The 22,076-nt window shown below is 72.7% G+C and carries 20 protein-coding genes; 12 read left to right on the forward strand and 8 right to left on the reverse strand.

Annotation, left to right across the window (positions count from 1 at the left end; translation table 11 throughout):
• Window positions 1-161: 161 nt before the first annotated feature.
• Window positions 162-1,496 carry a hypothetical protein gene (locus tag ACFQSB_RS06695; protein WP_380824951.1) on the forward strand — a complete coding sequence of 445 codons (1,335 nt, stop codon included), beginning with the start codon at window positions 162-164 and terminating at the stop codon, window positions 1,494-1,496.
• Here ACFQSB_RS06695 and ACFQSB_RS06700 read toward each other — a convergent pair.
• The 3 genes from ACFQSB_RS06700 to ACFQSB_RS06710 are packed head-to-tail and all read right to left on the reverse strand — an operon-like array spanning window position 1,441 to window position 3,763.
• Window positions 1,441-2,376 (reverse strand): hypothetical protein, encoded by a 936-nt coding sequence (locus ACFQSB_RS06700; protein ID WP_380824952.1) that lies wholly within the window; start codon window positions 2,374-2,376, stop codon window positions 1,441-1,443. The genes ACFQSB_RS06695 and ACFQSB_RS06700 overlap by 56 nt on opposite strands.
• Window positions 2,373-3,038, reverse strand: coding sequence for a hypothetical protein (locus tag ACFQSB_RS06705; RefSeq protein ID WP_380824953.1), 666 nt, complete (start codon window positions 3,036-3,038; stop codon window positions 2,373-2,375). The genes ACFQSB_RS06700 and ACFQSB_RS06705 overlap by 4 nt, the downstream gene beginning before the upstream one ends.
• Window positions 3,038-3,763, reverse strand: a complete 726-nt coding sequence (locus ACFQSB_RS06710; RefSeq protein WP_380824954.1) for a hypothetical protein — start codon at window positions 3,761-3,763, stop codon at window positions 3,038-3,040. Before ACFQSB_RS06710 ends, ACFQSB_RS06705 begins: the two co-directional genes overlap by 1 nt.
• 229 nt (window positions 3,764-3,992) lie before the next feature.
• Here ACFQSB_RS06710 and ACFQSB_RS06715 point away from each other — a divergent pair, with 229 nt between their 5' ends.
• Entirely contained in the window at window positions 3,993-5,348 is a 1,356-nt protein-coding gene (locus tag ACFQSB_RS06715; RefSeq protein ID WP_380824956.1) for a hypothetical protein, read from the forward strand.
• Here the strand turns inward: ACFQSB_RS06715 and ACFQSB_RS06720 are convergent.
• The 3 genes from ACFQSB_RS06720 to ACFQSB_RS06730 are packed head-to-tail and all read right to left on the reverse strand — an operon-like array spanning window position 5,315 to window position 7,946.
• Window positions 5,315-6,535: a hypothetical protein gene (locus ACFQSB_RS06720; RefSeq protein ID WP_380824958.1), complete on the reverse strand. Its 1,221-nt coding sequence runs from the start codon at window positions 6,533-6,535 to the stop codon at window positions 5,315-5,317. The genes ACFQSB_RS06715 and ACFQSB_RS06720 overlap by 34 nt on opposite strands.
• Entirely contained in the window at window positions 6,532-7,278 is a 747-nt protein-coding gene (locus tag ACFQSB_RS06725; RefSeq protein ID WP_380824960.1) for a hypothetical protein, read from the reverse strand. The genes ACFQSB_RS06720 and ACFQSB_RS06725 overlap by 4 nt, the downstream gene beginning before the upstream one ends.
• Window positions 7,278-7,946 (reverse strand): hypothetical protein, encoded by a 669-nt coding sequence (locus ACFQSB_RS06730; RefSeq protein WP_380824962.1) that lies wholly within the window; start codon window positions 7,944-7,946, stop codon window positions 7,278-7,280. Before ACFQSB_RS06730 ends, ACFQSB_RS06725 begins: the two co-directional genes overlap by 1 nt.
• Window positions 7,947-8,150: 204 nt before the next feature.
• Between ACFQSB_RS06730 and ACFQSB_RS06735 the strand changes: the two genes are divergently transcribed.
• The 4 genes from ACFQSB_RS06735 (at window position 8,151) to ACFQSB_RS06750 (ending at window position 15,280) form a co-directional block, all read left to right on the forward strand.
• Window positions 8,151-10,094, forward strand: a complete 1,944-nt coding sequence (locus ACFQSB_RS06735) for a hypothetical protein (RefSeq protein WP_380824963.1) — start codon at window positions 8,151-8,153, stop codon at window positions 10,092-10,094.
• Between the two features lie 81 nt (window positions 10,095-10,175).
• Window positions 10,176-13,271, forward strand: coding sequence for an ATP-binding protein (locus tag ACFQSB_RS06740; RefSeq protein ID WP_380824964.1), 3,096 nt, complete (start codon window positions 10,176-10,178; stop codon window positions 13,269-13,271).
• Between the two features lie 76 nt (window positions 13,272-13,347).
• A complete protein-coding gene (locus ACFQSB_RS06745) occupies window positions 13,348-14,577 on the forward strand; it encodes a MurT ligase domain-containing protein (RefSeq protein ID WP_354852291.1) in 1,230 nt (409 codons plus the stop codon).
• The gene (locus tag ACFQSB_RS06750; protein WP_380824965.1) at window positions 14,567-15,280 is read left to right on the forward strand and encodes a type 1 glutamine amidotransferase; all 714 of its coding nucleotides are present in this window, start codon (window positions 14,567-14,569) and stop codon (window positions 15,278-15,280) included. Before ACFQSB_RS06745 ends, ACFQSB_RS06750 begins: the two co-directional genes overlap by 11 nt.
• An 11-nt stretch (window positions 15,281-15,291) precedes the next feature.
• On the opposite strand, the gene ACFQSB_RS06755 is transcribed toward ACFQSB_RS06750, so the two are convergent.
• Window positions 15,292-15,654, reverse strand: coding sequence for a DsrE family protein (locus tag ACFQSB_RS06755; protein ID WP_354852294.1), 363 nt, complete (start codon window positions 15,652-15,654; stop codon window positions 15,292-15,294).
• Window positions 15,655-15,754: 100 nt separating this feature from the next.
• Here ACFQSB_RS06755 and ACFQSB_RS06760 point away from each other — a divergent pair, with 100 nt between their 5' ends.
• The 5 genes from ACFQSB_RS06760 (at window position 15,755) to ACFQSB_RS06780 (ending at window position 20,181) form a co-directional block, all read left to right on the forward strand.
• Window positions 15,755-16,243: a heme-binding beta-barrel domain-containing protein gene (locus tag ACFQSB_RS06760; protein WP_354852295.1), complete on the forward strand. Its 489-nt coding sequence runs from the start codon at window positions 15,755-15,757 to the stop codon at window positions 16,241-16,243.
• A gap of 415 nt (window positions 16,244-16,658) precedes the next feature.
• A complete protein-coding gene (locus ACFQSB_RS06765) occupies window positions 16,659-17,072 on the forward strand; it encodes a Fur family transcriptional regulator (RefSeq protein ID WP_354852296.1) in 414 nt (137 codons plus the stop codon).
• Between the two features lie 38 nt (window positions 17,073-17,110).
• The gene (gene ygfZ, locus ACFQSB_RS06770) at window positions 17,111-18,175 is read left to right on the forward strand and encodes a CAF17-like 4Fe-4S cluster assembly/insertion protein YgfZ (RefSeq protein WP_380824967.1); all 1,065 of its coding nucleotides are present in this window, start codon (window positions 17,111-17,113) and stop codon (window positions 18,173-18,175) included.
• A 450-nt stretch (window positions 18,176-18,625) separates the two neighbouring features.
• Window positions 18,626-19,189 carry a DUF3887 domain-containing protein gene (locus tag ACFQSB_RS06775; protein ID WP_380825058.1) on the forward strand — a complete coding sequence of 188 codons (564 nt, stop codon included), beginning with the start codon at window positions 18,626-18,628 and terminating at the stop codon, window positions 19,187-19,189.
• 53 nt (window positions 19,190-19,242) lie between these two features.
• Complete coding sequence (locus tag ACFQSB_RS06780; protein WP_380824969.1) at window positions 19,243-20,181, forward strand: CPBP family intramembrane glutamic endopeptidase; 939 nt, start codon at window positions 19,243-19,245, stop codon at window positions 20,179-20,181.
• Between the two features lie 151 nt (window positions 20,182-20,332).
• Here ACFQSB_RS06780 and dtd read toward each other — a convergent pair whose 3' ends face one another.
• Window positions 20,333-20,758 carry a D-aminoacyl-tRNA deacylase gene (dtd, locus tag ACFQSB_RS06785; protein ID WP_380824970.1) on the reverse strand — a complete coding sequence of 142 codons (426 nt, stop codon included), beginning with the start codon at window positions 20,756-20,758 and terminating at the stop codon, window positions 20,333-20,335.
• Between the two features lie 308 nt (window positions 20,759-21,066).
• Here dtd and ACFQSB_RS06790 point away from each other — a divergent pair, with 308 nt between their 5' ends.
• Entirely contained in the window at window positions 21,067-22,023 is a 957-nt protein-coding gene (locus tag ACFQSB_RS06790) for an asparaginase (protein WP_354922105.1), read from the forward strand.
• Window positions 22,024-22,076 lie beyond the last annotated feature (53 nt).

Genomic DNA, 22,076 nt, shown 5'->3' on the forward strand with positions numbered 1-22,076 from the left:
CCCTCGCGGGTTCCGGGGGGTGTGCGCCGGGTGTGCGCGGGGCGTCGGCGCCGCGGCGGGCTTCGTGGGGTCGCCGGGCGGGTCCTTCCGGGGCATGGCGCGGGCGGTGAAACGGGCGATGCCGCTGCGGCGAATGGGGCTGCGTCGATAGGATGCACCGGATGTCCGAATCCATCCGTACTCCGTCGGTCTGGTCCCTCCCGCTGCACGCGCTGCGGCTGGCGGGGCGGTGCGTTCTGCCGCTGGTCATGTGGTACTCGGCCGGGCAGCTCGTGCGGTTCGGGCTGATGGTCGGCGGCACCGAGCTGGGCCACGGCTCGATGAAGGACCTGCGCTACGCGCTGACCATGCTGGTGTTCATCATCATGGTCATGGCGGGCCTGGTGGTCAGCGTGGGCATGTTCTCCTCGCTGCGCGGCGCGCTGTGGGAGATGCGGGCCAGGCGAGCGGACGGGGATCAGGACGAGGGCTTCGTCTCGACCCTGAGCAGGGTGATCATCCCGTTCGTCGCGCTGTATCTGGCATGGGGATGGCACCTGGACGACGTCCGCGACTACCTGTCCATGGACATCACCCGCCAGAGCGACGACAAGGGTGCCTACGGCGCCTTCTACGACCTGGTCACGGGGGAGCACCCGGACACCGCGCAGATCCTGGTCGGCCTGAACTTCACCGCCTCGCTGGTCATCATGGCCGTGGCCTTCCTCGCCCGTTACTTCTTCACCCTCTGGTACGAGCGCGACCAGGCCCGCACGGCGGCGTTCGCCGTGGCCTTCTGCGAGCTGTCCTTCTTCTACTACGGCGCGCAGGTCGTCGCCTCCCGGGGCGACGTGGTGGGCGGCTGGCTGGGCAGCCGGGTGGCCGCGTCCTGGGTGGGGGACCTTTTCGACGGGTTGCAGGTGCACATTCCGGGCCTGGCCGCCCTCGGCGGAATCCTGGACACCGTCAAGCCCTACGCGTGGGACGCGCTGGTGCTGCCCGCCGCGTGGCTGACGGTCGCGATCCTGATGTACGGCGCCTACGCCGAGGACGCCCGTGGGGTGATCAGGGGCACCCGGCTGGAGGGCGTGGCCACCCAGGCGGGCACCATGCTCACCGCGCGCACGCACTCGCTGACCCGCCGCACTCTGGTGCGCTTCTTCGGCCGGTGGGCCGACTGGGTGCCGCTGATGAACACCTTGCGCCTGACGATCCGGGGTGGCGCGCCGTTGTTCGGGTACTTCGCCCTGTGCTTCGTCGGGCTGCGCGTGGGGGCGGACTACGCCTTGCGCGGCATCGTGTACCTGCTCGGCAGCGACCACCCGGTGCTCTACCTGAGCGTCTTGCTCGTTCCGGTGCGCTTCGTCATCGACCTCGCCGTGACCGTGCTGACGACCTGCCTGCTGGCGGCGGCCTTCGACATCGCCGCCGGCGCCGAGCGGCGGCGGGCCCTCGCCGGCGTCAGCGGGCGAAGCGCAGAGCGGGCCCCCACTCCCGCTCTCCAACATACGAGTTAGGCCACAGCAGCAGCTCCACCTGGCCGGCCACGTCCTTCGGCACCGAGCTGATCAGGGTGAAGCGGCCGGGCACGCCCGGGGTCAGCCGCTCGGGAGCCTTCCACGACAGCGCCATCCAGGTGCGGCCCGCCGCGTCTCCCGTGTAGTAGTACGGCGGCGTGGTGGTGAAGCGGGTGCCGTCCTGGTTGAGCGGGGTGCCTTCGAGGTCGATCTGCAGCATGATGGTGCCGGGCGCGAGGTTGTCCGGCTGCTGCGCCATGGGCGCGATCTTGAGCAGTCGCCAGCGGGCGTCGGCCAGGTCGGCCGCCTGGCCGGAGGCGACGTGGCGCACCTGGGCCGCGGGGTTGTCCCGCTCGAACCGGGTCAGCTGGTCGTATCCCTTGACGCCGAGAAGGGCGGCCGTGAGCGCGACCGCGCCGAGAAGCTGCAGGCCGATCTTGGCCGGCCTCGGCATCCGGCGGCGGCCCGAAGGCGCGGCCGCGGAGGCGGCGCGATCGGCGGGCGGCGGTGCCGTGGGCGCGGGCGGCGCGGCGGACGGAGAGGACGAGAGGGACATCGGGGGCGCGGGGGCCGGGGCCGCCGGGGCGGCCGCGGCGCGCTCCGCCGGGGCCTCGCCACGGAACGGCGACGCGGCGGGGCCGGGAGGCGGCGACGCGGCGGGGACCGGGGGCGGCGGCGGCCAGGCTCGGCGGCCGGGAGCCTGTCCGTCCTGCACGGCCGGCATCGGAACCGTCGAGGACCCGCGCGGCTCCTCCTGCTCCGGCGCGGGCGGGGGCCAGACCCGGGCGTCGGGCCGGGGCAGGCGCGGGGCGGGGGTGAACCACGACGGCTCGGCGGCGGGCGGCCGCCACACGCCGATGTCGTTGGGATTCTGGCTCATATGCCGCTCACCTCGTAGCCGTCCTTGGCGGCGCTCATCGCCTCGCTGGCCTTCGCCTCGTCCAGGCCGAGGTCCATGGAGACCTCGGGGATGTACTGGTCGTCGTACAGGGAGTTGACCGGCTCGGACACCACCACGCGGGCGCCGGCGACCTCGTCGGGCGGGATCTCGAAGAAGCACAGCCCCGAGCGCCACCATCCCGGCTGGATCCACTTGGCGGTGATCGTCGCGTTCTCGTCCACCTTGTCGGTGGCCGCGAAGCGCAGACCGCCCGCCGTGACCAGGTGGGGGACGAGCTTGATCGGCCGGCGCGGGGAGGTGGCGCCGACCTTGACGACCAGGAAGATCTGGTCGGTCGTCGCCTCGTCGGTGCTGTAGGTCTTCTTCACCCGGATCGAACGGGCGAACTCGACGCGTTCCAGCCGGGCGGAGAAGTGGTCGGTCCGCAGTTCCTCGCGCATGCCGCCCGACACGGTGAGCGGGGCGGTCTTGTCGTTGACGGTCATCACGTAGGTCTGCGCGTACACCGCGCCGATCGCCAGCGCGACGCCGGCCACGGCGGAGACGATCCTGCGCCAGGCAGGCCGTCGCGGAGGCGGCGGCTGCGTGGGGGACGGCGACGCCGACGCCGGATGGGGTACGAAGTCGGACGAGACGGCCATCACGAGGTCTCCACTCGGACCGGGAGATCGACCTGGGCGGCCACCACGGGCGGAAGGCGGGTCTTCGGCTCCGCCAGGCCGAGCCGCGGAGAGTCCGTGCCGGACGGCGAGGAGGCCGGCGTCGCGCTCGCCGCGGGCGACGGCGTCACCGCGGTGTCCTGGAAGATCTGCGACCACGCGCGCTGCCGGCTGTAGAAGTCCTCGTGCAGTTCGAAGGCGCCCAGGTCGATGCTCAGCCTCTTGGGCACGGGCCGGCCCGGCTCCAGCTCGAACGACATGATCACGGTCGTGGGCACGCCCGGATGCAGTTGCGCGTAGGAGTGCCCCTGGGAGATGGACCTGATGTAGGGGCCGAGGTCGCCGGGCTTCGGCTTGATCGTGGTCGAGTCGGCGCGCACGGTGGGAAGCGCGTGGTCCATCTCCTGCGCCTGGATGGTGCGGTCGGTCTCGTTGGTGACCTTGAGGATGATCTGGAGGTAGCGCTTGCTGGAGACGCCCATCTCGAACTTGCCGCCGGAGCGCACCACGGCGTCCTGGACGACCGTGAGCATCTTTCCCTGGTCGAATTCGGCGCCCTTGCCCAGCTTCTCGACGGAGGTGTCAGGCGCCTGCGCCAGCCCGCCGAGAGCGGCGCTCACTCCCGCGGTCGCGGCCGCCAGGACGGCGACGGCCGGGATGAGCACCGGCCGTCTGCGTCGGGCGCCGCGAGGAGGGGTGGACGTCATGGCACAGGATGGTAGTCGCTACGTGATCCCCATCCGTCTCCTTAGTCTCATAGATACACACCAGACACCTGTAGAGGGCCACATAAGCCGCAAATCCCCGGAGGGTGACCGGGCCGCCACCCCACGCGTTCGGCGAGGCCGGGCGACGCGCGGCTCCGGCACGCCGTTCTGACACCGCATTGTGGCGATGCCCTGCGAGGGTTGTGGCGCCGTGGATACCATGCCCAGGATGTCCGATTCGTTGACCTTGGGGGCTGGGTCACGGCCCGTGTCCGACGCCGTCCGCTGGTGGCGGCGCTCGCCGTACGGGCTGCCACTGCACGCGCTGGCGCTGTGGGCGCGGTGCCTGGTGCCGATGACGCTGTGGTTCGGCGCCGGCGAGCTGGGCCGGTTCGGCCTGCTGGTGGCCGGGTCGGAGTTCTCCCACGGCTCCCACCGCGAGTGGCGCCTGGCCGGCGCCATGTTCCTGTTCGTCGTCATGGTCATGCTCGGCATGATCGTGACCGTCGGCATGCTGCACACCGTCCGCGGGGCGCTGACCGAGACCGCCGCCAGGCGCGCCGAGGGGCAGGCGGACGAGCCGCTGTTCACCGCGCTCGGCCGGGCGATCATCGCCTACGTCGCCCTCTACCTCGCCTGGGGGTGGCAGGTCGCCGACTGGCGCCGGTTCGCCGACGCGGACATGGAGCGTTACGCCGAGCAGTACGACGATTTCGTGGCCGCCGAGCTCTCGGGCGCCCTCGGCACGACCGGCGGCGCCCAACCGGCGAAGCCCGTGCCGCCCGACGCCGGCACCAACCTCCTGCTCGACATCAAGATCGCACTGATCTTCACCGGCGTGGCGATCGTGCTGCGCTACGTCCTGGCGGCCCTGCACGAGCGCCGGGGCGGGTCGCGGCTCGCCTTCGGCGTCGCCTTCTCCGAGCTGGCCTACACCTTCTACGGAGCGGCCCTCGTGGTGGCGCTGGTCGGCGAGCGGTCGCAGTGGCTGGGCCGGCGCGTCGTGGTGTCCTGGTGGAACGAGCACTGGGCCGCGCTGGAGCGGGCGGTGCCCGGCTGGCGCGCCGCGATGGAGTGGCTCGCCGGAATCCGCCCGGACCTCGGCGGCGCGATCCTCACCCCCCTCATCCTGCTGACCCTGGCCGTCCTGGTGTACGGCGCGTACGCGGAGAGCGGGCGGGAGGCGGTCAGGGGCACCCCGCTGGAGGAGGCCGCCACCCGCGCGGGACGGCGCGCCCACCGCATCACCCGGCGCGGCGCCGGCCTGGTCGCGGTGCGGGCCGGGCTGGACCGGTGGCCGCCCGTGCTGCACGCGCTGCGCCTCACGCTGCGGGGCGGCGCGCCGCTGTTCACGCTCATGTGCCTGTGCTACGTGCTGCTCGCCGTGGCCATGGACTACGCCGAACGCGGCGCCTACTACCTGATCGGCACGGCGCACCGGCAGCTCGACTGGGAGGTCTACCAGATCCCGGTGCACTTCGCCCGCGGGCTGCTCTTCACCACGCTGACGCTGTGCCTGTTCGCCGCCACCTTCGACATCGCGGCGACCCGTCAGCGGGCGAAGCGCAGCGCCTCGGTGTCGTAGTTCAGCACGAACTCGGCGGTGTCGCGCAGCCGTTCGGGCACGACCGCCACCACCTTCATGCGCACAGGCCGCCCGACCTTGAGATCGTCGCGGATCAGCGTCTGCTCGGCCTGGGCGAGCCACCTGTGCCCGGCCCGGTCGCGCATGCTGAAGTCCGGCGGGAAGGACTTCTGGATCTCCGCGGCCGAGGTGGGCGTCACCAGCACGTCCGCTACCAGGGACGCCGTGCCCGCGTCCTGGCCGGAGGCCGGAGGGCCGGAGGTCACGCTGACCTGCCAGCTCACGCCGTGCAGGGTGGCCTCTTGGCCGTGCCCCACGTCCTTGGCGGTCTCGGGCCTGTACCGTTCGGCCACCCACGCCGACTTGTCCCACCACTGCACGCCGACGGTGGCCGCGGCCAGCGCCGCCGCCGCGACGAGCAGGCCGGCGCCCCGCGCCGCCCGGACGAGCCGGCCGCGCTCCCGGCGGGCGGAACGTGTGCTGCCGCGAGGAACCGCCGCCGTCTCCGGCGCGGCCTCCGGCGCGCCGGCCGCAGGGATGACCGGCGCGGTGTCCACCGGCCCGGTGGCGGTCCCCGAGTAGCCGAGTGCCGAGGCGGGTACGGCGCCCGCCGCGCTCGACCTCGATGCCGGTGTGGCGCCGGCCGTGCTCGGCCCCGCACCTGGCGTGGCGAAAGCCGCGTTCGGCCCCGCTCCTGGCGTGGCGAAAGCCGCGTTCGGCCCCGCTCCTGGCGTGGCGAAAGCCGCGTTCGGCGCCGCTCCTGGCGTGGCGCCCGCCGTGCTCGGCCCTACGCCTGGCGTGCTCAGCCCTGCGTTCGCCGTGCTCAGTCCTACGCCTGGCGTGCCCGGCGCCGCCGCCGGTGTGGCGTCCGCGGTGCCCGGTCCGGCTCCTGGCGCGGCCCCGGCCGGATTGGGGGTGCTCCCGCCCGGATGCGGCGCTTCGCCTGGACGCGGCTTCTTGCCCGGATGCGGCGCCTTCCCCGGCGTGCGGCGCGGGAGCGGCGACGGAGCCGGGTCGTCCGGCGAGACCACCGGGATCGGGAAGGTGGTGGGGAACGCCTCCCACGAGCCGGTCGAGGTGACCGCGCTCTCTCCCGGCGGAGGGCTGTTGCGCGGGTTCGGCGCGAAGGCGTCGAACGGCTCCTCCTCCGGCTCGGGCTCCGGGCCGCGCCCGCGGGGCCGGCTCACAGCCGCGCCATCAGTCGCACCGATTCGGCCATCTCGGAGATCAGGCGCCGCGTCGCGGCGTCGTCGGCGGTGAGGGACAGGGAGACCTCCGGGAGGAGCTGGTCGTACCGGCCGGGGTAGATGTCGTCGTTGATGCCGTTGGAGGAGGGCGCGGTGACCATGATGGACGCCCCGGGCAGCGCCTCCTTCGGCACCTCGAAGACGTAGTCGAGCTCGGACCACCAGCCGTGCTGGATGGGGTGGTCGGCGCGCCGGTAGATGCCGTAGACCCGGTCGCTGACGGCGTAGTCCAGCCCGTCGCGGGTGTGCAGCCAGGCCTCCTTCAGCCACAGCGGGTCCCCGGCGGAGGTGGCCTGGACGGTGGCGACCACGAAGACGTCCCCGGTGCCCACGTGCCCGGTCTCCTTGATCACCTCCGCTCCGGTGTCCGGATCGTTCGACGGGGTCGCCAGCCTGATCGTCCGGGTGACGGCGACGCGTTCCAGCCGCATGCCGAACCGCCCGTTCGCGGCCACCGCGCCGGCGGCCGCGTGCGTGGTCAGCGGGGCGTCCAGGTCGTCCTTGTCCATGACGTACGTGTGCGCGTACACGGCCCCGGCGGCGATGGCCAGCGTGACCGTCCCGCCGGCCAGGCGCCGCCCCGCCCGCCGGGCGCGCGACGCGGCGGGGGCCGGTTCGGCGGCGCGGCGCCCGGTCCGGTGGTCGGTGCCGTCCGGGGGCGGCGCGACGGCCGGCCGGACCATCACGCCTCCTCGCGCACGGGGACGGTGACCCGCGCGGCGACCACGGGCCTCCGATCGTCGCCGGTCACCAGCTGGGCCCGGTGGCGTCCGGTGAAGGCGTCCTCGTGGTTCTCGTAGCGGCCGAGCTCGACGGTCAGCGAGCCGGGGAAGGCGGGGGGCCGCTCGTCGGCGCCGGCGTTCGAGTGGAACCGCATGACGACCAGGGAGGTCCGCTTCGGGGGAAGTGTCCTTCCGGGCAGGCCCTCGCCGGGGATCGAGTCGCCGAACCGCCACTTTCCGGTGTCCCGGCCGCCCTCGGGGCTTTTCAGCGGGTCGCCCTCGGGCGGCGCGATGAGCAGTAGCGACTCGTCGAGGGCCTCCAGCGGCACGCTGTTGCGGGCGTTGTTGTAGACCCGCAGGCTGAGCTCCAGGACCCGCTCCTTCGGTGCGCCGGGATCGTCCGTGCCGGTGGGCGCCGACCGCACGACCGCGTTCTCGATCTTCGTGCGGAACAGGTGCTGGTCGACCTCCTCGCCCGCCCTGCGCTGCGGGGGCTGCTCGGCGGGGGCCTCGCGCAGCCCGCCGAGGGCCGCGGTGGCGCCGAGGCCGGCGGCGGCGAGCAGGACCACGGCCGGCACCAGGATCGGGCGTCGACGACGGCGGCCGCGACGAACGGGGGACGACGTCATGCCACACGATCGTAATCGCTCCCTCTGTCCCGTCCGCCTCGTTCGTCCCAATGTGTAGGGGCAGAGGGCAGATATCTGGTCCGAATGGCGAGAACCGTGCCCGAATGCGGAGCCCACCTCTTACGCTGTCACAGTCGGAGAGCGGACCACGAGAGCGCCGGCGAGCTTTCCGGCAGGCACGACCCTTGATCAGGTGGAGGTCCGGTGGCGGACGTGCACCCCGAGCATGCGCAGCTGCAGGCTGACCGGATCTACCTCGGCTGGCAGTACGCGATGCTGTTCCCCGACCCCGGCCCGCCTCCCAGGCGCCCCTCACCGGCCGAGGCCCCGGCCGAGCCCGCCGCCGTCGACCCCACCTGGGTCCGCAGGGAACGCCTCCAGGAAGACCTGCTCAACCGCCCCGTGAAGATCGTCGGTGTCTTCATGTCGCTGCTGGCGGTGCTCATCCTCGCCCTCGGCCTCACCGAGATCATGGGCTGGCCGTTCGTCGTCATCGGGCTGGTCGCCACCGGCGGCATCGCCGCCATCTGCGGGTACGCCGTCCACCAGGGCGAGCGCGCCCTGCGCTCGCGCATCCGCGAGCAGGAGACGCGGGCGGGCAAGCAGCGCGAGCAGCGCGAACACGAGTTGTTCCTGGCCCAGGAGGAGCACGCCGCCCGCTACCGCGAGTGGGCCGCCAAGAAGGAGCAGTACGACAAGCAGCTCACCTGGTACGCCGTCGCCGTGCCCGACGAGATCGACCGCATCGACGTGGCCGGCGGCACCCTGCCCGGCTGGTCGGCGCTGATCACCCTGCTCGGCGCCACCCGCCTCTACAGCGGCGGCCACCTCACCGTGCTCGACCTGTCCGAGGGCGCCATCGCCAAGGACCTCATCGAGCTGGCCAGGCGCGGCGGAGACGACCCGCTGGTGTGGGTGCTGCCCACCGACCTGCCGCGGCTCGACCTCGGCGCCACGCTGCCGCCCGAGGCCTTCGCCGACGTGCTCGCCCACGTCGTCAGCGTCAGCGAGGAGCACCGCACCACCCGCGACCTGAGCTTCGACAACGCGATCCTCGAACGGGTGCTGGAGGTGCTGGGCGAGAACGCCACGATCAACCAGGTCACCGCCGCGCTGCGCGCCCTGGCCCAGGTGGGCGACCCGCGCGACGACCTGCGGTTCGGCCTGCTCACCGCCACCCAGCTCGAACGCATCGGCACCCTGTTCGGCCGCGGCGTCACCGACCGGGTGGTCATCGAGCGCGCCTGGGCCCTTGAGTCCCAGCTCCGCAAGCTCGAGACGCTCGGCTCCGAGGCGGTGCGGCTGCCGCCGGCGCGCCTGCGCGTGGTCTCCATGGACCGCCAGGCCGGCGTGTTCGGCAACCGCGTGCTCGGCACCTACGTCGCCACGGCGCTGACCCACATCCTGCGCCAATCCCCGGCCTCCGAGCGGCCCTGGTACCACACGATCATCGTCGCGGGCGCGGACAAGCTGCGCGGGGACGTGCTCGACCGGCTGATGGACGCCTGCGAGACCTCGCAGACCGGCCTGGTGCTCACCTACCGCGCGCTCACCCCGACGGTCAGGGAGCGCCTGGGCCGCGGCCACGCCGCCGTCGCGTTCATGCGGCTCGGCAACGCCGAGGACGCCCGCGTGGCCAGCGAGCACATGGGCACCGAGCACCGCCTGGAGCTGGCGCAGCTCACCGAGACCATCGGCACCAGCGTGGACGGCCTGAACGGCTCCTACACCTCGACGGTCGGCGACGGGGCCGGCCGGGCCGGGCCCGAGGAGGAGGACAAGGCCGAGGGGGACCTCAAGGAGGGCATCACCGAGTCCACCGAGTGGGGCCGCAGGGCCAGCAAGGCGATGGGGGAGGAGCGCGTGCTGCACCGCAGCCGCGAGTTCCTGGTCGAGCCGCACCAGCTCCAGCAGCTCCCCACCACCTCGGTGATCGTCACCCACGCGACGGCCGAGGGACGCCAGGTGCGGCTCGCCGACGCCAACCCGGCCATCCTCACCTTCCCCAAAACCACTCTGGGGGAGTTCGAGGAGGTCCGCCGGGTCATGCTCACCCCCGCAGAACCCGAAGGCGAGCCCGAACCCGACCCGTTCCCGCCCAACCTCGGCCCCCCGCCGGAGCGGCTCGACTGGCGGAGAGGCCAGTGATCCGCGCCCGGACGGGAGGAGAAGGCATTGAAGAGGTAATCCCCTGGCAAACGCCGGTGGCGATAAGGATCCGAGCTTGATATGCAGGCAAGCGTGTCCTCCGCAGCGCCTAGCGCGCCGTTCCCGCTGAGTGGTCCGTGGTATCGCATCCAGGCGATCACCGCCCCCTCGCGTAGCTCGTCGGCAGAGTGGGACTTCGTCACCGTCCTGCCCGCCGTGCTCTCCGCCGCCCAGCGCAACCGGCCGTTCGTCATCGGCTGGCTGTCGCGCGGCTCGGGCGCGCCGCTCGAACTGATCACCAACGCCGGGCCGCTCACCCCGCCGCGCCCGCCGCGCCGCGCGTCCAGCGCCACCGTGGAGGAGCCGCCGCACGGCCCCCAGCCGCTGCTGTTCCCCGGCGGCGCGCGGGGCGTCGAGATCGGCGACGACTGGCTCGCCGACCTGGCCGACCTCGCCTGGACGCCCTGCCCCGGCCGCCAGGCGCCGCCGCTCAACGGCCGCAGGGAGCCCGGCCCCGACGACCTGCTGCGTCCCACCCTGTTCGAGTCCACGCTGGTCACGCTCATGTCGCGCCCGTTCGCCTGGCTGGTGGTGGCCGAGCCCACCGACCTGCTCGACGCCGAGGTGGCCCACCTGCGCACCCAGCTCAACGTGCTGCGCCAGTACGGCGACGCCTCCGAGCGCAGCCGGTTCGACGCCGAGCGCGCCGAGCGGCGCATGCAGGAGCTGGACGCCTTCCGCGAGGCCGGGCTGTGGAACGTCCGCGTGCTGGCCGGGGCGGCGGGCCCGGACGAGCTGCGCCAGATCGCCCCGGTGCTCGTCGGGTCGGTCGAGATGAGCCACCACCCCTACCGGCTGCGCAGCGCCCTGTCGCTGCCCATCCTGGCCGGGTTCGGCCGCTCCACCTCCGGCGAGCCGCTGTACGGGTTCGCCGAGGCGCTCGGGGTCACTCTGCAGGACCCGGCCGACGGCGCGGCGGCGCCGTTCGCCGCCACCGCCGGGGCGCTGGCCGCGCTGGCCGGGCTGCCCCGCCGCGAGGTGCCGGGCGTGCGCGTGCTGGACGCCGGGTTCTTCGACGTCACCAGCGAGGCCGACGTGCGCAACACCGGCGAGCCGGTGCTCGACCTGGGCGCCATCATCGACGGCCAGGACCGCGCGGTCGGCTCGTTCCGGGTGCCGCTCGCCACGCTCAACCGGCACGCCTTCGTCACCGGGGCCACCGGCTCGGGCAAGTCGCAGACCGTCCGCCACCTGCTGGAGCAGCTCACCGAGGCCGGCATCCCGTGGCTGGCCATCGAGCCCGCCAAGTCCGAGTACGCGGCCATGGCGGGCCGGGTCGAGCGCCTGTCCCCGCTGACCGTGATCAACCCCTCGGCGCCCGACAACGTGCCGTTCAGCGTCAACCCGCTGGCCCCCGAGCCCGGCTATCCGGTGCAGGCGCACATCGACATGGTCCGCGCGCTGTTCATGGCGGCCTTCGACGCCGAGGAGCCCTTCCCGCAGATCATGTCGCTGGCCTTGCAGCGGGTCTACGAGGCCAACGGCTGGGACGTCGTCACCGGCGGCGGCATCCCCGGCGCCGCGGTCCAGCCGGCCGTGCCGACGCTGGAGCAGTTACAGGCGCAGGCGCTCGAGGTCATCCAGGAGATCGGGTACGGCAACGAGGTGCAGGCCGACGTCGAGGGCTTCATCAGCCTGCGGCTGCGCAGCCTGCGCGTCGGCTCCGCGGGCCGGTTCTTCGAGGGCGGCCACCCGGCCGACATCGGCGGCCTGCTGCAGCGCAACGTCGTGTTCGCGATCGAGGACGTCGCCAACGATGAGGACAAGGCGTTCCTCATGGGCACGCTGATCATCCGCATCGTCGAGCACCTGCGCATGCGCGCCCGCCAGGAGAAGTCCAAGGGGCTTCAGCACGTCATCGTGATCGAGGAGGCGCACCGGCTGCTGCGCGACCGCGGCTCCCAGCGCGCCAGCACCCACGCCGTCGAGCTGCTCGCCGGCATGCTCGCCGAGATCCGCGCCTACGGCGAGGGCATCGTGGTGGCCGAGCAGATCCCCACCAAGCTCATCGCCGACGTGGTCAAGAACACCGCGCTCAAGGTCGTGCACCGCCTGCCCGCCGAGGACGACCGCCGGCTGGTCGGCGCCGCGATCAACCTCAGCGAGGAGCAGTCGCGGCAGGTCGTCTCGCTCCAGCCCGGCATCGCCGCCGTCTTCGCCGACGGCATGGACCGCCCGCTGCGCATCCAGGTGCCGCTCGGCGAGGACCGCGAGCGCACCGTGCTCGGCCCCATCCCGCCGATCCGCGGCCGCCGTTCGGCCGCCTGCGGGCGCGAGTGCACCAGCGGCAAGGCGTGCACCCTGTTCGAGCTGCGCGAGGCCGACCTGCTCGCCGACGCCCCCGAATGGGCGTGGCTGCGCATCTGGACCGACACGGTGGTCCTCGCCTTCTGCACCAACCGGTCGCTGCCGGGCGTGCCGCGCGTCCTTCGCGAGATCTGGGCCGAGCTGCCGCCCCGGCGCCGCGAATGCCTGCTGGCGACGCTCGTCGAGCGCGCGGTCGCCCGGCGGGCCTGGTCGCTGCGCACCTTCTACGACCCGACGCTGCTCACGGTCAAGGCCGCCGAGGTGGCGGCCGGCCTGCTGGACCCCTCCCAGGACACCAAGCCCTCGGCCGGCGAGCGGCCGGGCGCGGCGTGGGTGATCCCGCAGGTGCGCTGGGTGCACGAGGTCGACCGGCTCTTCCCCTACGGCCGCCCGGCGCCCGACCTGCGCAGCCCCGCGCCCGCGATGGAGTACGCCCTGTTCGGCACCGACCCCACCGGCCGTCCGTACCCGCACCTCGGGGTGAACGGGGCGGCGGGGGCGGAGGCCATGGCCCGCGCCGAACTGCTCGGCCACCGCGCCAAGGCGCTGCGCCACCACCCGCTGTCCATGGAGATGGACCGCAACCGGGCGCTGGCCTGGCGGGTGCTGCTCGGCGACGACGAGCACGAGGGCGTCGGGCGCGACTTCGCCACCGTGGCCATCGGCGTCGAGCCCCGCGACCGGCTGCGGCACGTCGCCCAGACGATGGGCGCGGCCTGGCTGGAGACGGTCCTGTCCTGGCCGCGGCGCTTCGTCCTGCCGTTCGAGGGCGGTGCCGAGAACCGGGCCGAGCTGTCCTTCATGGACTGACCGGCGGCCCGCTCGAGAGGGGCGCTTTGGGTGCTCGTGAGGGACTCTTCGCGCGGGCGGCACTAGGATCTCGGGCATGACCCAGCTACCGCTGCGGGCTCAGCTCGCGAGTGCCCTCGGGCGTACGGCAGCGACCCTCTCCCGGGTCACCGGACGCGGCGACGGATCGGTGATCGGCGGGCGCGTCGGGCTGATCCTCGAGCCTGACCTGCTGCGCAAGCTGGCCGCCGACCGCAAGCTCGTGCTGGTCAGCGCCACCAACGGCAAGACCACCACCACCCGTCTGATCACCTCCGAGCTCCAGGAGCTCGGCGAGGTGGCCACCAACGCCTTCGGCGCGAACATGCCCGCCGGCCACGTGTCGGCGCTGTCGCAGTCCAAGCAGGCGCCGTTCGCCGTGCTGGAGGTCGACGAGAAGTACCTCCCCGAGGTGCTCGACACGACCGGCGCGAGCGTCGTCTGCCTGATGAACCTCAGCCGCGACCAGATGGACCGCGCGGCCGAGATCTGGCTGCTGGCCCAGAAATGGCGGCGCGCCCTGGCCGGCCAGGACGTCCACGTAGTCGCCAACTGCGACGACCCGCTGGTCACCTGGGGCGCCTCCACGGCCGCCCGGGTCACCTGGGTGTCGTGCGGGCAGCCCTGGAAGGAGGACTCCTGGTGCTGCCCCGAGTGCGGCGGCCCCCTCGACCGCAAGGGCGACGACTGGGCCTGCCGCGAGTGCACCTTCCGCCGCCCCGAGCCGGCGTGGGTGCTCGACGACGACGCGGTGATCGACCCGCGCCGGCAGCGCTGGGTGCTCGACCTGAGCCTGCCCGGCCGGGCCAACCGCGCCAACGCCGCCATCGCCCTGGCCGTCGCCGAACTGTTCGGCATGCCCGTCCAGCAGGCCCTGCCGCGGCTGCGCGAGGTGACCTCGGTCGCCGGGCGTTACACCATGGTCGAGCGCGACGGCCGCGCGATGCGGCTGCTGCTCGCCAAGAACCCCGCCGGGTGGCTGGAGGCCTTCGAGGTCTCCGACCCGGCCCTGCCGATCATCCTGTCGGTGAACGCCCAGGGCCCCGACGGCCGCGACACCTCGTGGCTGTGGGACGTCGACTACCGCATCCTCAGCGGCCGCCCGGTCTACGTGACCGGCGAACGCCGCCTGGACCTGGCGCTGCGCCTGGACGTCGCCGGGGTGCCCTTCCAGCTCTGCGAGAGCTTCGCCGAGGCCGTCACCCGGCAGGCGCCGGGCCGGGTGGACGTGATCGCCAACTACACAGCCTTCCAGCAGATCCGAGCGGAGTTCGGCCGTGCCCTCTGACAGCGCCCTGCGCATCGTGTGGATCTACCCCGACCTGCTGAGCACCTACGGCGACCAGGGCAACGTCCTGATCCTGGAGCAGCGGGCCCGCAAGCGGGGCATCCCCGTCGAGACCGTCTACGTCCGCTCCGCCGACCCGGTGCCAGACTCGGGGGACATCTACCTGATCGGCGGCGGGGAGGACCGTCCGCAGATCCTGGCCGCCGAGCGGCTGCGCCGCGACGGCGGCCTGCCCCGGGCGGTCGACCGGGGCGCGTCGCTGCTGGCCGTCTGCGCCGGCTACCAGATCATGGGGTCGGTGTTCGGCGGCGAGGAGGGCCAGCCGGTGGCGGGCATCGGCCTGCTGGACATCGAGAGCGCCCGCGGGCCGGCCCGCGCGGTGGGCGAGCTGGCGGCCGAGGTGGACACCGGGCTCGGCGGTCACATGCTGACCGGCTTCGAGAACCACATGGGCGTCACGCGCCTCGGCCCGGGCGTGCGTCCCCTGTCGCGCACGGTGGTCGGCACGGGCAACGGCGACGGCACCGAGGGCTGCCACGCGGGCAAGATCGTGGGCACCTACCTGCACGGCCCGGCGCTCGCGCGCAACCCCTGGCTGGCCGATGTGTTCCTGAGCTGGGCGTCCGGGCCGCTGGCGCCGATCGACGACGCCTGGTACGACCGCCTGCGCGACGAGCGCCTCAGGGCCGTCCTGCCCCGTTAGCGCGCCGGCGGTCAGTAGACGAGCGCCTGCGCGTCCTCGGCGAGGGCCTCCTCGACGAAGGTCGACGCGCCGGCGATGCGGACGCCCTCGATGAGGTCCTGCGGGCCGATGTCCCGGCGCGCCGCGCACTGCGTGCAGACGGTGACCTTCCCGCCGGCCAGCACGACGTCGAGCAGGTCGGCCAGGGGCGTCGCGTGCGGCAGGGCGAACTCCTTGGCCCGGCCGGGCAGGCCGTACCAGGCGGACTCGCCGGTCAGCCACAGCGAGACCGGCACGCCGCTCGCCACGGCCGCCGCCGCGACGGTGAACGCCTGGTTGCACCTCTCGGGGGCATCCGCGCCCGCCGTCACCTTTATCACCATTGATCGTGCCATGGCTCTGAGCCTATTCGGGGACACGGGCGCTTCACCAGGCGATTCCCGGTTCCGATGTCCTGGCACGGGCCCCGTGGGCGGGCATCTAGGCTCAGATGCCATGGACTCCCAGTCAATTCATCCGGACCTCGAGCCGATCGCCTTCCTGCTGGGCAGGTGGGAGGGGGCCGGGGTGGGCGGCTACCCGACGATCGAGAGCTTCCGCTTCGGCCAGGAGATCGTCTTCGAGCACAACGGCAAGCCGTTCCTGAGCTACCAGAGCAAGACGTGGCTGCTGGACGACGAGGGCGCCATGGTCAGGCCCCTGGCCACCGAGTCGGGGCACTGGCGCTCGCTGCCCGAGCGGCAGGTGGAGGTGCTGCTCTCGCACCCCACGGGCATCGTCGAGATCTACGTCGGCGAGGTCGTGTTCCACAAGATCGAGCTGCAGACCGACGTCGTGGCCCGCACGGCCACCGCCAAGGAGTACACCGCGGGGCGCCGCCTCTACGGCCTGGTCAACGGCAACCTCATGTACGCCTACGACATGGCCGCCGTGGGCCGGCCGCTGACCTCGCACCTGTCGGCGGAGCTGAAGAAGGTCGGCTGAGACCCCTCCGGGCCCGCGCGGGCCCGGGCGGGGACGCCGTCGCGGCGGTGAGGACCTGGAGGAACGTGAAAACCCCGGGCGCGCTCCGCCTCCGAGGGAGACGGGCCGGCTGGACCATGGGAGGAGAAGGCTCCCCCCGCCGGCTGCCCGGGGTTCCGGTGTCTGCTTGGATTCGCCGGACGTCGCCGGTGCCCGGGAGGGCACGACATCATCTGGACGAAGGTCCCGATGGGCGATGTCCTAGCGGACAGCCACCTCGCTAGCCCAATAATGACTAACCATTGTTTGGACCACCTCCCTTCTGCGTGCTTCGTACGCTATGCGAGCCTCCGGCGCGGGGGCAAGCGATTATTTACGGCGGGCCGCAACCGGTTACACCGGCGTTGCTTCCCTCCGCTGCTCGTAGACTCATTCCATGACCGGGACATGGCACGAGGAGTTGCGCGCGCGCGGATACCGGGTGACTCCGCAACGGCAGTTGGTGCTGGAGGCGGTGACCCGGCTCGGACACGCCACTCCTGAGGACATCTGCGGGCAGGTGCAGGAGACCGCGAGAGGCGTCAACATCTCCACCGTCTACCGCACGCTGGAACTGCTCGAAGAGCTGGGCATGGTCACCCACACCCATCTCGGCCACGGCGCGCCCACCTACCACCTGGCGAGCAAGGCCGACCACGTCCACCTGGTCTGCCGGGGGTGCGGCCAGATCACCGAGGTCCGTCCCGAGATGGTCGACGGCCTGGTGACCACGCTCAACGACCAGCTCGGCTTCGAGACCGACGTCCACCACCTGACCGTCTTCGGCCGCTGCCGCGACTGCCGGTCCTGAAGGTCCCCGCGACCTGCCCGGCGCAATAACCTTGGGGCATGCGTAGCCCTCTGCTTGACACGCCAGGCGCGGTCGCCGCCGAGTCTCCCGACCACGCCGTGGCCGCCCACTACGGCGAGCCGTACGCCGAGCAACGCGCGCTGGCCGAAGGGCGGGCCCTCGTCGACCGCGGCAACCGCGACGTCCTGCGGATCTCCGGCCCCGACCGGCTCGGCTGGATCAACAGCCTCACCTCGCAGAAGGTCGACACGCTCCAGCCGGGCACCCCGTCGCAGACGCTGTTCCTCGACCCGCAGGGCAGGCTGGAGCACCATCTCACCCTGGTCGACGACGGCGAGTCGCTCTGGGCCCACGTGGAGCCCAGCACCTCGGCCGCGCTCATCGCCTTCCTGCTCAAGATGCGGTTCATGATGCGCGTCGAGGTCGACGACCTGACCTCCGCGTACGCGGTCGTCACGGTCCGGGCTCCGGGCGCGGGAGACGAGGGCGCCGCCGTGTCCGCGCCCGAGGGGGCGATCGCCATCGGCGGCGACCTGCTGGTCCCGCGCGAACGGCTGGCCGGGCTCCCGGCCGAGCTCGGCCTGCGCCCGGCGGGCCTGTGGGCCTACGAGGCGCTGCGCGTCGAGGCGCACCTTCCCCGCGAGGGCTTCGAGACCGACCACAAGACGATCCCACACGAGGTCGGCTGGATCGGCTCGGCCGTCCACCTGTCCAAGGGGTGCTACCGCGGGCAGGAGACCGTCGCACGGGTGCACAACCTCGGCCACCCGCCGCGCCGCCTGGTCTTCCTGCACCTGGACGGCAGCGTCGACACCCTGCCGCCGCACGGGGCGCCGGTGACGTTCGGCGTCGGCTCGCCGCGCGAGGCCGACCCGGAGGCCGCGGTGGAGGGCGCCGCCGAGCCGGGGCAGGTGGGCTTCGTCGGCACCGCCGTCCGCCACCACGAGCTCGGGCCCATCGCGCTGGCCGTGGTGAAGCGCACCGTGCCGGTGGACATCGCGCTGCTGGCCGGCGGGGTCGCCGCCACCCAGGAGGTCGTGGTGCCGCCGGACGCCGGGCGCAACGTCACGATCGATCCCGCCCTGCGCCGCCGCATCCGCTGAAGAGGTTCCGGTAGCAATAGAGAAATTTCCACGAAGTCGCGTCTGACCTGCGGTAACGAAAGATCCCCCGGCTGACGTCTCCGTTCGGTCACCGGGGTGGATCGGTGCCGGACCGGTTCGCCGTGCCGCTCGCGTTCAGGCGCGGTGACCGGCACCGATCACACCGGCCGGTTCGTCAAGGCCGCGCGCTTGTCGACGTCGCCGCGAGTGCCGACCCCGGCCGACGCCATGCGCGCCGTGGACCCGATGCCCCGGTCCGCAGTGAATCCGCGAATCGCCGCGGACCGGGGCATCGCAAGGTCAATGCTCTGAGCTGCGAAAACGCTCGCTAGCGTTCGACTTGAGCCACATGGTCCCAGCAATCCCTCTTGACGCATAGCCCATTTGTAAAGCTATGGTTTACGAGTGCAAGAGACGTTGACAGAGGCGGTGCGGGCCTTGAAGGCGCGCATGGAGGCGTTCCTCGCCTCGCGTGTCCTGACGAGGAGCGACGACTGGGCCGACTCCATAGGGCGCGCCGTGAGCATTCAGGCGGCCGCCGATGACGTCGTGCGTGCCGTCGTGCAGCAGGCGCGCCAGAACGGCGCCACGTGGCAGGTCATCGGTGATGCGCTCGGCGTGAGCCGGCAGGCGGCGTTTCAGCGCTACGGCAGGCCGATCGATCCACGAACAGGAGAATCCATGAACACCACGCCCCTGCCCGGCGTCGCCGAACTGGCCGCCTCGGTGATCGAGGACCTCGCATCCGGGCGATGGACGCATGTCACCGAGCAGTTCGACCCGAGCATGCGCGATGGCCTGTCGGAGGACGCGCTCGCGGCCGCGTGGGCGCAGATCGTCGGCCTGTCGGGAGCTTTCGAGGGGTTCGGAGAGCCTGAGGTCACCCGGGCCGGCGACGTGACGATCACGAACACGCCGCTCGCGTTGGAGGCGGGCGACTACACGGCACGCATCGCGTTCCGCGACGACCGCACCATCGCCGGTCTGCACATCCTCGAGAGGCGGACGTCGTGACCATCGAATCTCCAGGCGGATCGAAGACGGCCACGCCCCGGGGCGGACCCCGCATGAGCGGCCGCGATCTGCGATCCATCGGTGTGTTCACCATCCTGGCGTTCGCGCTCGCCTGGCTCCTCGCGCTCCCGCTCTGGTTCGGTGACGGACTCGCCGCCCCCTGGTTCACCCTCGTGGCCGCCGCCACGATGATGACCCCCGCGATCGCCGCCCTCGTCGTCGTGTTCTTCGTCGAGCGGTCGCAGCACAAGACGTGGACGCTCGGACTGTGGCCGTTGCGACCGGTCCGGAGCCTGCTCGGCTACGCGGCGCTGGGGATCATCGTGTCCATCGCGCTCGTCCTGGTGGCGCTCCCGGTCGGCGCGCTGCTGGGGGTCTACCCGGCCGATTTCGTGAACTTCTCCGCCTTCCAGCAGGTCCTCGACGAGCGGGCGGGCGCCGCGGGAGTGGCCGAAATCCCGATACCGATCGGCGCGCTCATCGTCATCCAGCTCGCCACACTCCCCTTGGCGGCGTTCATCAACCTCATCCCGGCGCTGGGCGAGGAACTCGGGTGGCGAGGGTGGCTGCTGCCGAAACTGATGCCGCTCGGTACACTCCCAGCCCTCCTGATCTCGGGCGTGATCTGGGGCCTCTGGCACGCTCCGCTGATTCTCCTCGGGTACAACTACCCGGATGCGCCGGGCTGGCTCGGCGTGACCATGATGGTCGGCATGTGCATCCTGGTCGGCGCGGTCTTCGGCTGGCTGCGGCTGCGATCGGGGTTGGTGTGGCCCGCGGCCCTCGCGCACGCCGCGTTCAATGGGGCGGGCGGGACCTACCTCCTGTTCGCCAAGGCCGGCGAGCACGTCGACACCACGCAGGCGACGATCCTCGGCTGGAGCGGGTGGATCGTGCCGCTCGCGCTCGTCGTGATCCTGATCGCCACGAGACGGTTCGCTCCGCGAAGCACCCATGACCGTGAAGCTCGTCTCACACAAACCACAGGCTGACCAGGAGACTTTCCTCATTGCCGCCGGGCCCCCGAAGCCCCGGCCGGACGTCGCCCTCGGCGGGAGGTCGCCTGCGGCGGGAGGTCGCCTGCGGCGGGATGTCGTGCTCGGGCCGACCGGGGTTCCGCCGGCCCGGCCCGGGTGGGCGGTGTCAGATGTCGATGACGAGTGTGATGGGGCCGTCGTTGACCAGCGTGACCTTCATGTCGGCGCCGAACACGCCGGTCTCCACCCGGGCGCCGAGCGCGCGCAACTCGGCCACGACGGCCTCGACCAGCGGCTCGGCCACCGGCCCGGGCGCCGCCGCCTGCCAGGTCGGCCGGCGGCCCTTGCGCGCGTCGCCGTAGAGGGTGAACTGGCTGACCACCAGCAGGGGGGCGCCGATGTCGGAGCAGGACTTCTCGCCGGACAGGATGCGCAGGCCCCACAGCTTGGCGGCGAGCTTGGCCGCATGGGCGGGACCGTCGTCGTGGGTCACGCCGACCAGCACGAGCAGGCCGGGCTCGTCGATGGCTCCGACGGTCCGCCCGTCGACGACCACGGAGGCGGAACCGACCCTCTGGACAACGGCGCGCATGGTCCCCGATTCTTCCACCGCCTGTGGACCCCCGCGAACCCCGCCGCGCCCTCGGCGAGGCGCGGGCGCCGGTCACCTGGACCCCCGGCGAGGCGCGCCCGGCGGTGACCGCTTCTCGGCGAGGCGCGGACGCCGGTCATTCGCGCTCTCGGCCGGTGCGGCGGGCCGGTCGGTCGCGTCCCGCCGTCGCGCGTCAAGGTCCACATCGTGGGTACGCCGGGCAAGCCGTCCGCGTGCCGGCGCCGAATGGTCGCCGGATGAACGGCACTGATCGTCCGTCCGTAGACTCATGTGCGAGAGGAGATGACGTGTCCGTTGCGCCGTTGATCGTGGAAGTCGTTCGTTCGGGGTTCGTCGAGTCGGTCCACCGGGCCTGGGTGTTCGCCGTGGACGCCGAGGGCAAGACCGCCGTCGTCCACGGGGACGTCGCCGCCGCGGCCTCGCCGCGCTCGTCGATGAAGCCCATCCAGGCGGTCGGCATGCTCCGCGCTGGGCTGGAGCTGGACGGAGAGCTGCTGGCGCTGGCGTGCTCCAGCCACTCCGGTGAGGACTTCCACCTGGAGGGCGTGCTGAAGATCCTGGCCGTCGCGGGCTTGGACGAGTCGGCCCTGCAGTGCCCCGAGGACCTCCCGCTCGACGTCGCGACCGCGCACCGCGTGCTGCGCGCGGGCGGCGGCCCGGCCAGGCTCACCATGAACTGCTCGGGCAAGCACGCGGCCATGCTGGCCACCTGCGTGGTCAACGGCTGGCGCACCTCCGACTACCTCCACCCCGCCCACCCGCTGCAGCGGGCCATCCGCGCCACCGCCGAGGAGCTGACCGGCGAGCGGGTCGCCGCCACCGGCGTGGACGGCTGCGGCGCGCCGCTGTTCTTCTCCTCCATGGCCGGCATCGCCCGGGCGTTCCGCGCCCTCGCGCTGGCCGAGCCGGGCGGCCACGAGCGGCGCGTCGCCGACGCGATGCGCGCCCACCCCGAATGGACCTCGGGCACCACCCGCCCGGAGGCCACGCTGATGCGGGCCGTCCCCGGCCTCATGGTCAAGTCGGGCGCCGAGGGGTTCGACGCGTTCGCCTTCGACGACGGCCACGCGGCCACCGTCAAGATCGAGGACGGCAACGCGCGCGCCCGGGTCCCGGTGACGGTCGCCACGCTGCGCGCGCTGGGGCTCGGTCTGGAGGCCGCGGAGCTCACCACGCTGGCCACTCCGCCGCAGTTCGGCGGCGGGCGCCCCGTCGGCGAGGTCCGCGTCCGCGGCCCGGTGTGACCGCCCGCACGGCCTCGCCCGCGGCGGCGCACGCCGAGCGGCACACGCCGGGC

The organism is Sphaerisporangium rhizosphaerae, from assembly GCF_042665155.1.
In the GTDB taxonomy this organism is placed as follows: Bacteria; Actinomycetota; Actinomycetes; order Streptosporangiales; family Streptosporangiaceae; genus Sphaerisporangium; species Sphaerisporangium rhizosphaerae.